Raw genomic sequence first — 14,981 nt, forward strand, 5'->3', positions numbered from 1 at the left:
TTTCACACTTAGGTTTATTTCATCCTTATGTTTTAGTTTGGTTAGCTTTAGGGGTTTTTAGCAATTCAAGTAGTATTGGATAGGTTCTATCCTATCTCTACATATAAGTTTCCCTATATGCTGACTATTTTAGCTACTAACTCATGACTAAAGTCACGAGTGTGCGTAGCTATTTTTTAATCAAATGGATGCCAACTAAAAGCACAGTCAACTCCATCAAAGAAACCTTTTTTTATCATCAATACCTTTCCTGACAAATCCTCCTCTGCTGGACACCCATAGTATTTTATGGTTCCTTTCAACTTTTTTAGTTTGATTAATTCCTTTACTGCAATTACAGCCCCCATTGAGCCTGTACCAAGTAAGTTATGTCCACATCCATGACCTGCACCGCCATCTGAAATTGGTTCTTTGGTAATGGATACTTTTTGAGATAAACCATCTAAAGCATCATATTCTCCTAAAACTGCTATAACTGGTTTACCTTCTCCATAACTAGCCACAAATGCTGTATCCATACCCTCTAATTCATCTATACTAAAATCATGTTTTTTTAAATATTCCTTTTGTAAGTTTGAAGCATAATATTCTTTATATTGAAGTTCTGGATTTTTCCATATTTTATCTGATATATCTCTTAACTCTTCCTGTATCCCATCTATATATTCAATTAATAACTTTTTATTTAAATCACTCATATTAATTGTATAAACCTCCCTATTTCTAATAACTTATCAATTATTAACCAAAATAACTGATTTTAACTGATTTAAAAATATTTTCTACTGTACAGCCATTTTATACAATAAAACCTCTTGACTTGTAAGTTTCATTTTATCAAGTAAGAGGTTTTCAAGTTTTATAAAATTTTTAGCATGTTAACCAATCAAGCATATTGACCCATAATTTATTATAGTATTTCCAATCAGTAAATTCTTTTGGACCCCAATGAGGTGCACAATCAGAACTAAAGATAGCAGATTTTCCTTTTCCAAACTCACCAACAGCTACAAATGGGTCTCCTCCAATAGTTGCTAAAACAGGGCAATTATCTCTAGCAACTGTTTTGTTATATCCTAAAAATTTTGGCCATTCTGTTGGTATATCTTTTAATACTGGATGTTCAGAGTCAACAACTTCTGGAATTATACCTGCTGGTTTTTCAACTCTATCATCTTTATCTATCATTGTTATTGGTAATACATCTTTAATAGCAGTTTCTCCAAATCTAGCTTTTGCATCTATACCTGTAAATGACATGTATCCACCTACCATGATTAATGCCCCACCATTATTTACGTACTCTTTGATTAGTTCAAGTCTATCTGGATTACTATTACAATCTATAAAAGTACTATTAGATAATAAAAACGTATTAGAACCTATATCAGATAATATTATACAATCATATTCATTTAACTCCTCTAATTTATATGGGAAGCTATCTGCTGCTACATGTGCAGGCATATGAACTGTCTCATATCCTCCAGATTCTATTGCTTCTTTTATCCACTTTACAGCTTCTTCATAGTGAGTTGTAACAAATGTATCAAATCCCTTTATATGAGTTATATTTTTTACCCACGATTCCCCTACTATTAATACTTTTTTCATTTATATATTCCTCCTACTTTTATAAGTTTAATATTAGACTTGCATACATAAGTATACTATCTAGATACTCCTTAATTTCAACATATTCATCAATTGAATGACATTGTTCTATTGAACCTGGTCCTAATATAATTGTTGGTATTTCAGCTAAATTTTTCATCAATCTTGCATCATTCCCAGCTGTCGAACCTTTTATTTCTAATTTTTTCCCTAGAGTTTCTTCCAATATTTTATGTGCATTCACTACAAAATCAGAATCCTTGTCCATCTCAAAACCTAACCCTGATTGATATATGCTTATATTTGGCTTATTATCTTTAAGCCACAAATCTCCATTAGCTCTTGTCATTATGACATTGGTTACGTCATTTACAACTTGTTCATAACTCATTATATTTGGCAAGAAGTGTACACATAAATTAAATACACACTTAGCTGGCACAGTAGAACCTGCTGTTCCACCATTTATTACACCTAAATTTATTGTAGGTGAAGGTAATAGTGGATGCTTATATATCATAAGCCAGTTATGTTCTAACTCTTTTATATCTTGAAGCAATAACATAGCCTTCTCTATTGCATTTACGCCCTCCCACTTACTACCACAGTGAAGAGACACACCTTTAACTTCAACTTCAAAGAATACAAATCCCATATGTGCAACTATTAAATTCTGTTCTGATGGTTCACAAATTATACAGTAATCTCCATCAATGCCATTCATAACTGCATTTATTGTACCATTTCCCCCACCTTCTTCATCTACTACTGACATCACTTTTACGTTACCAGGTACATTTAGACCACTATCTTTTATAAGCTTTACAGCTAATATGGATGCTATAAGCCCAGATTTCATATCCGCAGTTCCAAGACCATAAAGCTTACCATTATCTTCTGTACCACAATATGGATTATATCTCCACTTACTTATATCACCAGGTGGCATAGTATCTACATGACCATTAAATACAATTGTCTTACCAGGTAAATCATCACTATATTTGCAAATTAAATTGTATCTATCCTCATAATTGTGACCGAGATTTCCTTCTTTATATATACCTTTTGCTTTTTTAATTAGTTCTTCACTCATTTCTTGTCTATTTACACTAAAACCTATGTCATTTGCAAGTTTTCCAATATATTCTTGTCCCTCTTTTTCAAATCCACCTAGTATTCCATGACCAATATCTTCAGTCTTTATACTTACAAGTTCTTTTAAACAATCTATGTATTCTTGTTTTCTACTATTTAATGTATCTAAGAGAATTTTTTTCATATTTCCTCCTAAGATTTATTTTCAATTTAAGATTTCAAGGCTAATGTACTCTATTTGAATCATAATAAACCTTTTACTTAACATATTTTCATTTAGCATATACAAAATTTTAGTAATCTTTATAAATTATCAGCTAAAATTTAACTACTATTTAGATTTGGCTGATTTTTTTAATTTTATATTATTTATCCATATAGCAAATAACATTACCAATCCTTTTATAATCATTTGATTGTATGAAGATACACTTAATAGGTTTAGTCCATTTCCTAATATTCCTATTATTCCAACACCTATACATGTACCTACTATAGAACCAGAACCACCCATCATATTAGTCCCACCAAGCACAACTGCTGCTATAGCATCTAATTCTGCTCCATCTCCAACAGTTGGTGAACCTGATGCCAAACGTGATGATAGTATTATCCCGGCTAGTGCTGTTAGTAGCCCAGCTAGTGCATATACTTTTACTATAACTTTATTTACTTTTACTCCACATAATCTAGCAGCCTCTTCATTTCCACCTACTGCATGTACATGACGTCCAAAATTAGTTCTTTTTAATAGAAAATGTCCTGCTATTACAACTATAATCATAATTATAACTGGTATTGGTATTGGTCCAACATATCCTCTACCTAACATCTTAAATGTGTCTGTATTTACTGATATAGGTCTTCCTCCTGTAAATACAAAGCTTGCCCCACTTATTATTGTCAACATGGCTAAAGTCACAATGAATGGTGGTAGTTTTTGTGTTGAAATAATTGCACCTTTTATGACTCCTAATATCGTTCCAATTGCCAATGCAAGTATCATACCTACACATATAGGTGCATTATAGTTTACTACTGTTGTAGCCCAAAATGTACCTACTAGAGCAATTACTGCACCTACACTTAAATCTATTCCTCCTGTAATTATTACAAATGTCATACCCACTGCAAGAATTGCATTTATAGATATTTGTCTTCCAACGTTAATTAAATTATCTAAAGTTAAAAAATTAGATGAAGCTACACTCATTATTATAAAAATTATTACAAGCCCTACAGCTGCACTCCCTTGGTCTCTAAATGCACTTGTTAATTTTGTTAATAATGGAGAGGATTTGTCTTCTTTGTGCTTAGTTATTGAACTCATTAATTTTACCTCCGAAAGCCAATTTTAATACATTATTTTCAACCATTTCTTCACCTTCTAAAAATCCACTTATATGACCTTCCCTCATAACCATTATCCTGTCACTCATTGATATTAATTCTGGTATTTCAGAAGATATCATTATGATACTTACTCCACTCTCTACTAAATCTCCCATTAGATTGTATATCTCTGCCTTAGCATTTACATCTATGCCTCTAGTTGGCTCGTCCATAATTAATATGTCTGGTTGTAACAAAAGCCATCTTGCTATTATAGCTTTTTGTTGGTTTCCACCACTTAAGCTCTGTATGACTTGATTCATATGAGGTGTTTTTATCTTTAAAGCTTCTATGTATTTTTCCAAAACCTCTTTTTCCTTTTTTCTGTCTATAACTGATTTAAACTTAGATACCTTTTTTAGCCCAGCCATAGTTGTGTTTTCCTTGACACTCATTTGTAAAAATAATCCAGTACCTTTTCTATCTTCTGTTATTAGTCCTAGTCCATTTTTAATTGCATCTGATGGAGTTTTAAACTTTATTTCTTTATTGTTTAAATATATTTTCCCAGAATCATATGTTCTAAGTCCAAATATAGCTTCTACTATTTCACTTCTCTTGCTTCCAACTAGTCCACCTATTCCAAATATCTCGCCTTTTCTTATGTTAAAGCTTATATCATTAAAAACATTGTTCTTAGTTAGATTTTCCACTCTCATAATTTCTTCTTTTATTTCTACTTTTCTTTTCGGAAAAAATTGGTCTAGCTTTCTATCTATCATTAAATTAACTAATTCTTCCTCAGATGATACATCTTTTGTATTTAAAGTCGAAATCGTTTTCCCATCTCGCATTATAGTTATTCTGTCGCAAATTTCAAAGAGTTCTTCCATCCTATGAGAGATATATATTATACTGACTCCACTCTCTTTTAAATCCCTTATAAGTCTAAAAAGTATTTCAGTCTCTTTTTTGCTTATTGAAGATGTAGGCTCATCCATTATTAAGACCTTAGTTTCTGATGATAAAACTCTTGCTATTTCTACCATTTGTTTTTGAGCTATACTAAGTTCTTTGACTAGACTATTTGGATTTATATCTATTCCCATATTATCGAAAATCTTTTTAGCATCTTCATTCATTTTTTTATCATTAGTTAAGACTTTGCCACTTATCTCTTTTCCCATAAAAATATTTTGTGATACTGTCAACTCATCAAATACTGTTAATTCTTGATATATAGCATTTATACCTATCTTTTTAGAAACATCTGGTGATATATTCTCTATTTCTTTGCCTTCAAAAATGAATTTACCAGAAGTTTTAGCATGAGCACCAGTTAAAATCTTTATCATTGTTGATTTACCAGCACCATTTTCACCCAGTAGTGCATGAACCTCGCCATGAAATAACTCAAAATTGACATTATCTAATGCTCTGACACCAGGAAATTCTTTAGCAATATTACTTAACTTCAGAATTGTATTACTCATAATGACACTCCTTTTAAATAGGATTTCTTTCAAATAATCTCATTTTATTTTGCTAATTTTTAAAGTCCTTTATATTTTCTTTATCATAAAGTAAAGCTGGCACTGGTATATTTTTTTCTACCTTTTCACCTTTTATAGCTTTTACTACTGCTTCTACAGCTAAGCGTCCCATTTCTTTAGGTTGTTGTTGAATCATAGCAAGAATAGTTCCATCTGTTATTCCACTTGCTGCTTCTTCAGTTAAGTCAAATCCTACAATCTTAACATCCTTATTCTTTGCAGATTCAAGTGCAGCTTTAGCTCCTAATACACTATTTTCAGCTGTTGCATATATTATATCTACATCTGGATTAGATTGAATTAAGTTTTCTACTGTGTTAAGAGATTCTTCTCTATCATATCCTGGTTGAGAATTTAATATTTTAACATTTGCTGAACCTTTTAATGCATCTTTAAATCCATCTATTCTTTGCATTTGTATTTGAGATTTTAAATCTGTTACTATTGCTATTTCTGACTTTCCGCCTAGTTTTTCATCTATGTACTTTTTAGTATATTCCCCTAACTTTTTACCAGCATCATAACTAACTGTTCCTACATAACTTGTAATATTTTCAGTATTTAATACAGCATCTACTGTAACTACTGGCATTTTTTCAAATGCTCCTTCTACTGCTGGTACTATAGCTGAATTATCTGTTCCAAGCACTATCATTCCATCCACATTTTGTTGTATAAAATCTTCTATTGCTGATGTTTGCTTAGCTACATCTTGGTCTGGGTCATTTACTATAACTTTAACACCTAGTTCTTTAGCTTTTTCTTTTATTCCCTCATCAATGTCTATAAAAAATTGATGTTGGAGAGTTATTGTAGATACTCCTATAGTTAAATCTTTCTTGTCTGAACCACCTTTATTATCTGATTTACTTGGCCCTTCCATTGAACATCCTGTTAACATTCCTATTGCTAGTATTCCAGCAATTCCTAAAGATAAAATTTTTCTCACTCTCATAATTAACCTCCATTTTTAATAGTTTTAAATTTGAACAAATTAGATTTCTATATTATTAATATTTAAATATTTTTCAACATCTTCTTTATAAGGCATACCAGATTGTGCACCTAGTTTTGTTACAGAAAGACCTGATACTACTACTGCATATTCTACTGCTGTATATAGATTTTTACCTTCTGTTATAGCCACTGATAATGCTCCATTAAATGTATCTCCTGCACCTGTAGTGTCTTGAACATCAACACTTATACAAGATATATGCTTAATTTCTTTACCATCATAAAATCTAGCTCCATTTTTTCCTTCTGTTATTACAAGTTTATTTGGATATTTTTTTAATACTTCCTCTATCCCTTCATCTGTGTCAAAAACTATTTTATATTCATGTTCATTTGGTGTTAAGTAAGTTACTTTTTCTATTATATCTTCATCTAATTTTATTGCTGGTGCTGGATTTAGCAGAACCTTAATCTTATTTTCAAAGCAGAAATTTACTACGTAATTTATTGTTTTTAATGGAATCTCTAATTGTAGTAGTACTATATCTGCATTCTTTATCTCTTCTTCATTCTTTTTAATTAACTCTATATCTACTAATTCATTCGTTCCTGGTACAACAACAATACTATTATCATTTTCACATAATGTTATAACAGCAACACCAGAACTTTTGTGCTTATTTCTAGATACTAGGCTATAATCAACTTTATTGGTTCTGAAATTTCTTATTAACTCCTCTCCTAAGCTATCTTCCCCTATGCATGATATCATTTTTACATTCGCTCCTAGCTTAGATGCTGAAACTGCTTGGTTAGCACCTTTTCCTCCAGGTGACGTAAAAAAACTATTCCCTAGTACTGTTTCTCCTTTTTCTGGTCTTTTGTCTACAGAACATACCATGTCCATGTTTACACTTCCTATGACAACTATGTTTCCCATTACATTACTCCTTTACATATCTATTTATGTCTTTCATGCTGTTATTCATTTTCTTTTGTTGAATCTCTTATGACTAATTCTGGTTTGAAAATCAATTCATCAAACGATTCTTTTTTATCTCCTCTTAAACAATTTATCAATATTTCACTGGCTTTGTATCCTATATCATAAGAGGGTTGTCTTACTGTTGTAAGAGAAGGGCTTATTAAACTAGATGTTTGAATATCATCAAATCCTACAACACTTACATCATTTGGTATATTTAACCCTCTTTCTTTAAGACCTCTTATAACACCTATTGCAATTAAATCATTTGCACAAAATATTGCATCAAAATCTATCTTTTCTAATTTTTTTATAAATTCTTGTCCCCATTCAATCTTATACTTTCCTTCAAATACATAATCAGGATTGTAGCTTAAATTACACTCGATTAGAGCCTTTTTATATCCTTCTAATCTATCTATTGCTATTTCATTTTGAAGTGGACCACTTAGGTATATTATTTTCTTATTTCCAATATCTAATAAATATTTTGTAGCTATATAGGCTCCTTCAAAGTTATTTATTTTAACTATTCCTTTTAAAGTTTCTTTGTTCATGCTTATCTTCTTATCAATCAACACAGTTGGCATTTTTATATCTTTATAATTTGCTTCTTTCCAGTTTGTATTTGAAGAGGCTGCAAATATAATTCCATCTATCATCCTCTCTGATAGTGTTCTTATTCCTTCATATTCTTTTTTAGCATCTTCATCTGTATTACATAAAATTATATTGTAGCCTTCTTCATTAGCTTTATCTTCTACACCCCTTGATACATCTGTAAAGAATGGATTTCGTATATCTGGTATAAGAAGCCCTATAGTATTAGTTTTTTTAGTTACTAAACTTTGTGCTAATTTATTTGGTACATAATTTTTTTCTTTCATTATTTTTATAATTTTTTCTCTTGTTGCCTTACTTATATTTTCATCTTTATTATTAATGACTTTTGACACAGTTGTTTTAGAAACACCAGCCAATTCGCCAATTTCTTTTATAGTTATACTCAAGCAGTTCACCCCCATAGTTTAGGAAACCGTTTTACTTAACCGGTTACCTAGATACTATCACATCTTTTTTTCCTTTGCAACTATTTTATGTAAATTTTGATATTTTTCCCTTTTTTCAAAATATTGCAATTTTTAATTCAAATTTAATATTTAAATTAATCGGCAAAAAAAAATTAATATACTTTTATAGTTATTTAAAAGTATATTAATTAATTTAAGTAATCTTTATTAAAGTTCAAATCCTTGTTCTATAATCATTTTTTTATCATTTTCAATCCCATTTCCCACAGTCGTTAAATAATCACCAACAATTGCAGAATTTACGCCTCCGTTAAATCCAACTTTGTCATATCCCTTTAATGATAGCCTTCCTCCAGCATATCTTATATATACATTAGGGATTATAAACCTAAACACTGCTGTTGTTTTTAGTATCTCCATTGGTTCTAATACATCATAATTTTCCATTGGTGTATTCTTAATGGGATTTAAAATGTTTATTGGAAATGACTTTACATTTAATTCTCGTATTTCAAAAGCCATTTTTAGTCTCTGTTCTTCACTCTCATTCATTCCAATTATTCCACCTACACATACATCTAGCCCAGCTTTTTTAGCCTCTTCAATTGTTTTTATCCTATCTTTATAAGTATGTGTCGTACATATACTATCAAAATTATCTCTAGACGTCTCAACATTGTGATGATACGTAGTCACACCTGCTGATTTTAACATTTTAGCTTGCTCATAGTCTATAATACCTAAAGATGCACATAATTTTAAACTAGTATTTTCCCTCAATCCTTCATAGATATTTAAAATGTCATTAAACTCCTTTCCTGACATACCTTTACCACTTGTAACCAATGAGAATCTATGTACTCCTTTACTCTCCATCTCTTTAGCTCTATTTAAGATTTCATTATAATCTAGCAATGAATATTCCTCTACACCAGTTTTATAATGAGATGACTGTGCACAAAATTTACAGTCTTCACTACATTTGCCAGACTTAGCATTCATTATCGTACATAAATCTGCTTTTCTTCCCATAAAATACTCTCTTATTTCATTTGCAGATTTTAATAGAATATCAAAATCATTTTTATTATTTGTATCAAGACTTATTAAATTAAGAGCTTCTTCATAAATTATTTCTTTTCCACCCAAAACTTTATTTTTTAACTTTATTATGTATTTTTCCATATACCCTCCTGTTTGTCAACCTAGTTTTTCTATATAGTTTACTTATTATATATAGTATTACATATATAACATTTATTGGTCAACTTTACTTTAGATATAAGTTTACTATTTATTCAAAAAAAATACTGCTTTAAAATAGTATTAGTATAATAGATTATACATATTATTATTAAAACAGTATTTTTATTAAAATATAATTCTTATTAATTTACAAAACTATCCTTGTCTTAACTCCATCCAAGCTTTCCATTGTGATAACCTCTAAGCCTTCATACTCTCTAAATAACCATTTTAAATCCTTCATAGCTTGATTAACCTGATTTTTTGTTAGATTATTTATAAAATATTCTTTTCTAGTTTCTTCATATTCTTTGCTAGTCAAAAAATTTCTTAGAAAATTAAATGCAAATACACTTGGAATATTGTTTACATTAGCCTTCTTGCTGTTTTCCTTTTCATAGTAAATTTTCATAAATGCATACTCCTTTGATACTTTTAAATTTCTCTTACAATAATTATATGCATTTAAGTGCTACTATTCTTATAATTTTATTAATTCATACTCTTTACTTCCCATTCCCATTTCACATGCATAGTCTATTATTCTAGTTCCATTTACATGAGGATGTTCATGTTTGAACACATCATGACCCATTTCCTTACAAATCAAATCATAACATGCTTGTTCAATAGCTACAGGGTCTGTTGATGCTAATATTCCTATATCATGGGCAATTGGTCTACCTGACCAAGGTACACAATCACAAAGTGGAGTTACATTCATAACAAAAGTTATATATCCTACCTTGTCTTTTTTATTTGATACTGCTCCATAAGCGTATTCTGCCATCTTTTCGACAAACACATCTGAGTCACTTTCCCATTGTATAGTTACTGCTCTAGTTGGACAGACAGTTGGACATTCTCCACATCCATAACATACATTAGAATCTATAACTGCTTTCTTATCCACTATACTTATAGCCTTTGTAGGGCAAGAATTAACGCATTTTCCACATCCTATACACTTCTTCTCATTTACCCCTGGAGTAACATCAGAATGTTGCATTTGCTTTCCTGCTGCACTTGCACATCCCATAGCTAAGTTTTTCAATGCTCCTCCAAAACCGGCTGCTTCATGACCTTTAAAATGACTCATTACTATCATTGCAGAAGAATTATAGATTTCTCCACCTATTTTTACACTCTCAAAATGTTTTTTATTTATTTGCACGTTTTCATAATTTCTACTATACAACCCATCTGCAATTATTACTGGTGCATTTACCACTGCATAAGCAAAGCCATTTTCTATAGCAGTTGTAAGATGGTCTACAGAATTGGTTCTGCTCCCTGTATATAATGTATTTGTATCTGTTAAAAATGGCTTTCCTTCGCAATCTTTAACCTTATCAACCACTTGTCTAACTGCCACAGGACTCATATATGTAGTATTTCCCTTTTCTCCAAAGTGAAGTTTAATTGCGACTTGGTCATTCTTTTCTATTAAATCCTTGAATCCTGCTGTATCAAATAATCTTCTTACATTGTTTGGTACGTTTTTATTTTGCGAATTTGAGTATAAATCACAAAAATATACTTTTGACTTTTCCATATCTACACCCCTTTAAAATATTTACTTATAATAATTTTATCACTTTTAAAGTAATTTTTAGTATATTTTACCACAATTAAATATTATTATCTTTATTTGATACAAATAATATTATTTGTGTTATTTTCTATACTTAATTCTATATATTAAACTACACCTAAAAATCAAAAAAGACTTGAAACTTAAGTCCAAGTCTTTTTGATTTTTAGGTGTAGTTTTTAACAATACAATATTACTTTACCTTATGATAAAAGTATTATTAAACTGGTTTTTTATTAAATAACATAACAGCTGCTAGTAAACACACTATAGAAATAAAAACTGTTATAATAACTGGAATAATAAATTCTGGTATTGCCACTTTACCTGAAATCAAGTCTATATTTTTTGACATCAAGAAATTAGGAGTATAAGGTGCAATCTGTTTAGGAATAGAAATTAAACTCAAGAAAAGAGTTGCCACCAATACAAGTAAAACACTGGCAAATGCTGGTCTAAATAGTACACACCCAAGAATTAATACACTAATATACATAATTCCTATAAGCCATAAATTAAATGCTGAAAATATAATATGATGAGTATTTGCAGTTGGCCAAAAATACATTGTATAGCCATAAGCAAATAAAAAGCTCAACCAAAAACCAATTGTCATAATAATCGCCGTAACAGAAAATTTAGACAATACTATAGATGAACGTGATAAACCTTTAGTCAGCATAATAACAAGTGTTCCTTTAGAATATTCATTTGATAAAATATTACAAAAAATAATTAAAGTTAAACTCATACCAAGACCAGAGATATTGCTAAAAAATTGTGTCCAAGAGTCTAAAGCAGTTGGTGCAGCAGTAACTTTTAAAGTCGGTGCAAAATGAGCAATCAAGTCTGGCATAAATTTTGCAGAAATAGGACTACTTATACCAAATATTAGAAATAAAATAATCAAACTAAATAATTTATAATTTCTTAAGTTCTCCTTAAATTCTTTTTTTGTAAATGCTATATATTCTCTCACTTTACTACCTCCAAAAATAAATTTTCAAGTGATAATACGATTAATTCCATCTTTAAAGGACAAAGATTTATTTCTGCAAGTGTAGATATAACTGTTTGTTGTATTGATTTTATATCTTCACCATGCAAAACAATTCCCATATTAGTTTCTTCTGAATCTTTAAGTAGGGATTTAATACCATCACTAGACTTAAACTTTTGAATTTCATCATTACTTGAAAACTCCAATAAAAGTCTATCCTTTCCGTGCATACTTTTTATTTCTGAAAGTGTACCACTAAGAGCAATGCTTCCTTTGTTTAATATAGCAACATGGTCACAAATTCTTTCAACATCTGATAATATATGTGTTGAGAATATTACAGTTGTTGAGTCTTTGATTTTAAGCATAATATCTAGTATTTCTTTTCGACCAACAGGGTCAAGTGCACTTGTTGGTTCATCACAAATAAGTAATTTGGGACGTGAAAGCAAAGCTTGAGCTATACCAAGTCGTTGCTTCATTCCACGAGAAAATCCTCCTATTCGTTTCTTTTCATTCCCAAGACCTACAAGTGACAATAATTCTTCACTTCTTATCTTTATATCTTTTTTTGAAAGACCTGTAATTTCTCCACAAAGAGAAAGATATTCAAGTGGCTTCATATAATTATAAAACTCTGGCACATCTGGCAGATACCCTACATGGCGATTAGAGCTTGTTCTTCCATAAGTTACTTTCTCACCACAAACACTTATTGTTCCACTATCTGCTTCAAGTAGCCCCAGTACCATTTTCATTGTTGTAGTCTTTCCTGCACCATTTTGACCCACAAATCCAAAGACTGAACCCTCTGGTACAGTGAAATTTAAATTATCAATTATCTTTTTGTTTCCAAAACTTTTTGATAACCCTTCTATTTCAACAACATTCATCATTCCTCACCTCTTCCTATTGCAAAATATAAAATTGGACCTATTATACTGATAAACAACACTACAATAATCCATATTGCCTTATTTCCAATTTTATAATGTGGATGTCTCAATACATGAACAAGTGCAGTAATTATAAGTATTAAATCTAAAATAATAACAGGAATCAAAAGTGGTAAATATTCCATCAAATTTTCCATAATCTTATTCCTCCAATAAAGATAATTTTTCTATAAGAAATTTGTATTCTTTGTTTTCACTTAATACAGAAAACATTGGATTATTTTTAATAGCAGCAACAATACCCGCTTTTACGATTGTATCATCACGTGTAATACCTGTTCCAAATTCAGAAATCCATCTGTCAAGTTTATTAAAAAAGTCATCACTGTGTATTATAATTGGATATATATCACGTGTTGCCAAATCTACATATTTTCGTAATGATTTAATAGCTCCCTCATTATTCCCATGTATTAAATTGATTTGTGCCTGTGTTAAATATACAGAAAGCATAATAGCAGGAGATAATGTATCAAGGTCAAAGATATCTGAAATTGCTAGAATACGTCTTTCTATTTCCTTCATTTGTAATTTATCTGCATTTTGCAAAATACCCACTAGATTTTGAACTAGTGATATAAGATTCTGATATGCGCCAAGTTGAAATGTTTCTCTTGCTTCATCAATTTGACCATTCATCATTTGCCCCTGTGCAAGAAGTATAACTTCATTTATCATGGGGAAATTGCTATCTTGCAATAAATCAATCACCTGTATGGGTTGATTTAACAATATATAACAAGTTGCCTCCATACTTTTTGCTTGACGGCAAATATCTATGTCATTACAAGTTTCCTGTATACGAATAAATATTTCTAATGCTTCACTAATTAATAGTTCACGCTTTTTTTCATCTACAATATCATAGTGATTAACTATTAAAAGACCCATCCGAAAAATCAAAGGAAAACATGAATAGTATTTTTTTATGATTTCTCTTATTTCAGCCATGACTTCATCAAATGGTTTAACCGTAAAGTCTTTACACAGTCTATTGTACAGTTTATTAATATCTTCCTTCATCATTTGAGGCTCATAGCATATTAACTCATCAACTGTAATGTTGAAATATGTCGCGAGTTGCGGTAAAAAAGTTATGTCAGGATAGCTTTGTCCAGTTTCCCATTTAGATACAGAAGCTTTAGAAACTCCTATATAATTTGCAAGTTCATCTTGTGTAATTCCTTTTTCTTTACGCTTTAAAATCAGCGTTTTTGCGATGTTTAATTCATTCATGTCAATCCCTCCTTATGTATAATTATATCCTTAAAGGTGTAAAACTAACAAGCGATTTGAAGTTGACTTTTGACGAAAAAATCAACCACAGAGAAACAATTGGGGCTGTCGCAGGAGCAAATTAAATTTGTTCTGTGAGAGCTCTTTTTTACTTACCTTAATAGGTATATTTTTAATTATTTTATATAAAGTTTATGTTGTAAATAAAATTATGCATGACAAATAAAGGTATGAAAATACCATTTTTTCAGATAATATTTGATTGTAAATAATAATTTTAGAATACTTTTTTTAAATGATGAAGATATATTCCACATTTATTTTTTACTATTTTATTGTGTAGTCTAGAAATGTTATGAGCTATCGCTACAATAATACAT

General features: G+C 30.1%; 15 protein-coding genes. All 15 read right to left on the reverse strand.

The features are described from left to right. Nucleotides 1–176: 176 nt before the first annotated feature. Nucleotides 177–698, reverse strand: a complete 522-nt coding sequence (locus tag KGF42_RS16860; protein ID WP_227826748.1) for a M20/M25/M40 family metallo-hydrolase — start codon at nt 696–698, stop codon at nt 177–179. A 172-nt stretch (nt 699–870) separates the two neighbouring features. Beyond that, nucleotides 871–1,614 (reverse strand): glutamine amidotransferase, encoded by a 744-nt coding sequence (locus KGF42_RS16865; RefSeq protein ID WP_227823277.1) that lies wholly within the window; start codon nt 1,612–1,614, stop codon nt 871–873. Between the two features lie 19 nt (nt 1,615–1,633). Beyond that, nucleotides 1,634–2,896, reverse strand: coding sequence for a M20 family metallopeptidase (locus KGF42_RS16870; protein ID WP_227826749.1), 1,263 nt, complete (start codon nt 2,894–2,896; stop codon nt 1,634–1,636). A 147-nt stretch (nt 2,897–3,043) separates the two neighbouring features. Continuing rightward, nucleotides 3,044–4,042, reverse strand: a complete 999-nt coding sequence (locus tag KGF42_RS16875) for an ABC transporter permease subunit (protein WP_227826750.1) — start codon at nt 4,040–4,042, stop codon at nt 3,044–3,046. Beyond that, the gene (locus KGF42_RS16880; protein ID WP_227823274.1) at nt 4,026–5,537 is read right to left on the reverse strand and encodes a sugar ABC transporter ATP-binding protein; all 1,512 of its coding nucleotides are present in this window, start codon (nt 5,535–5,537) and stop codon (nt 4,026–4,028) included. The genes KGF42_RS16875 and KGF42_RS16880 overlap by 17 nt, the downstream gene beginning before the upstream one ends. Before the next feature lie 52 nt (nt 5,538–5,589). Further along, nucleotides 5,590–6,552: a substrate-binding domain-containing protein gene (locus tag KGF42_RS16885; RefSeq protein WP_107594917.1), complete on the reverse strand. Its 963-nt coding sequence runs from the start codon at nt 6,550–6,552 to the stop codon at nt 5,590–5,592. A 39-nt stretch (nt 6,553–6,591) separates the two neighbouring features. After that, nucleotides 6,592–7,494, reverse strand: coding sequence for a ribokinase (gene rbsK / locus KGF42_RS16890; RefSeq protein ID WP_227823273.1), 903 nt, complete (start codon nt 7,492–7,494; stop codon nt 6,592–6,594). Between the two features lie 41 nt (nt 7,495–7,535). Beyond that, the gene (locus tag KGF42_RS16895) at nt 7,536–8,558 is read right to left on the reverse strand and encodes a LacI family DNA-binding transcriptional regulator (RefSeq protein WP_227823280.1); all 1,023 of its coding nucleotides are present in this window, start codon (nt 8,556–8,558) and stop codon (nt 7,536–7,538) included. A gap of 219 nt (nt 8,559–8,777) precedes the next feature. Further along, nucleotides 8,778–9,755, reverse strand: a complete 978-nt coding sequence (bioB, locus tag KGF42_RS16900) for a biotin synthase BioB (protein WP_227823272.1) — start codon at nt 9,753–9,755, stop codon at nt 8,778–8,780. Nucleotides 9,756–9,963: 208 nt separating this feature from the next. Next, complete coding sequence (locus KGF42_RS16905; protein ID WP_054272303.1) at nt 9,964–10,227, reverse strand: hypothetical protein; 264 nt, start codon at nt 10,225–10,227, stop codon at nt 9,964–9,966. A 69-nt stretch (nt 10,228–10,296) separates the two neighbouring features. Beyond that, nucleotides 10,297–11,370 carry a DUF362 domain-containing protein gene (locus KGF42_RS16910; RefSeq protein WP_227823271.1) on the reverse strand — a complete coding sequence of 358 codons (1,074 nt, stop codon included), beginning with the start codon at nt 11,368–11,370 and terminating at the stop codon, nt 10,297–10,299. 259 nt (nt 11,371–11,629) lie between these two features. Further along, nucleotides 11,630–12,388, reverse strand: a complete 759-nt coding sequence (locus KGF42_RS16915) for an ABC transporter permease (protein WP_227823270.1) — start codon at nt 12,386–12,388, stop codon at nt 11,630–11,632. Next, on the reverse strand, nt 12,385–13,305 hold the full coding sequence (locus tag KGF42_RS16920) for an ATP-binding cassette domain-containing protein (RefSeq protein WP_413927036.1): 921 nt from the start codon (nt 13,303–13,305) through the stop codon (nt 12,385–12,387). Before KGF42_RS16920 ends, KGF42_RS16915 begins: the two co-directional genes overlap by 4 nt. After that, a complete protein-coding gene (locus KGF42_RS16925; RefSeq protein WP_054272300.1) occupies nt 13,302–13,502 on the reverse strand; it encodes a PLD nuclease N-terminal domain-containing protein in 201 nt (66 codons plus the stop codon). The genes KGF42_RS16920 and KGF42_RS16925 overlap by 4 nt, the downstream gene beginning before the upstream one ends. A 4-nt stretch (nt 13,503–13,506) precedes the next feature. Beyond that, nucleotides 13,507–14,601, reverse strand: a complete 1,095-nt coding sequence (locus KGF42_RS16930) for a helix-turn-helix domain-containing protein (RefSeq protein ID WP_227823269.1) — start codon at nt 14,599–14,601, stop codon at nt 13,507–13,509. Between the last annotated feature and the right edge of the window lie 380 nt (nt 14,602–14,981).

The organism is Clostridioides sp. ZZV15-6383 (assembly GCF_020657735.1).
Taxonomy (GTDB): domain Bacteria; phylum Bacillota; class Clostridia; order Peptostreptococcales; family Peptostreptococcaceae; genus Clostridioides; species Clostridioides difficile_D.

Bases quoted from the DNA above. Each gene is read 5' to 3' on its own strand.
- KGF42_RS16865 (WP_227823277.1), bottom strand. From the start codon at position 1,614: ATGAAAAAAGTATTAATAGTAGGGGAATCGTGGGTAAAAAATATAACT.
- KGF42_RS16905 (WP_054272303.1), bottom strand. From the start codon at position 10,227: ATGAAAATTTACTATGAAAAGGAAAACAGCAAGAAGGCTAATGTAAAC.
- rbsK (WP_227823273.1), bottom strand. From the start codon at position 7,494: ATGGGAAACATAGTTGTCATAGGAAGTGTAAACATGGACATGGTATGT.
- KGF42_RS16870 (WP_227826749.1), bottom strand. From the start codon at position 2,896: ATGAAAAAAATTCTCTTAGATACATTAAATAGTAGAAAACAAGAATAC.
- KGF42_RS16860 (WP_227826748.1), bottom strand. From the start codon at position 698: ATGAGTGATTTAAATAAAAAGTTATTAATTGAATATATAGATGGGATA.
- KGF42_RS16930 (WP_227823269.1), bottom strand. From the start codon at position 14,601: ATGAATGAATTAAACATCGCAAAAACGCTGATTTTAAAGCGTAAAGAA.
- KGF42_RS16885 (WP_107594917.1), bottom strand. From the start codon at position 6,552: ATGAGAGTGAGAAAAATTTTATCTTTAGGAATTGCTGGAATACTAGCA.
- KGF42_RS16880 (WP_227823274.1), bottom strand. From the start codon at position 5,537: ATGAGTAATACAATTCTGAAGTTAAGTAATATTGCTAAAGAATTTCCT.
- KGF42_RS16925 (WP_054272300.1), bottom strand. From the start codon at position 13,502: ATGGAAAATTTGATGGAATATTTACCACTTTTGATTCCTGTTATTATT.
- KGF42_RS16910 (WP_227823271.1), bottom strand. From the start codon at position 11,370: ATGGAAAAGTCAAAAGTATATTTTTGTGATTTATACTCAAATTCGCAA.
- KGF42_RS16875 (WP_227826750.1), bottom strand. From the start codon at position 4,042: ATGAGTTCAATAACTAAGCACAAAGAAGACAAATCCTCTCCATTATTA.
- bioB (WP_227823272.1), bottom strand. From the start codon at position 9,755: ATGGAAAAATACATAATAAAGTTAAAAAATAAAGTTTTGGGTGGAAAA.
- KGF42_RS16920 (WP_413927036.1), bottom strand. From the start codon at position 13,305: ATGATGAATGTTGTTGAAATAGAAGGGTTATCAAAAAGTTTTGGAAAC.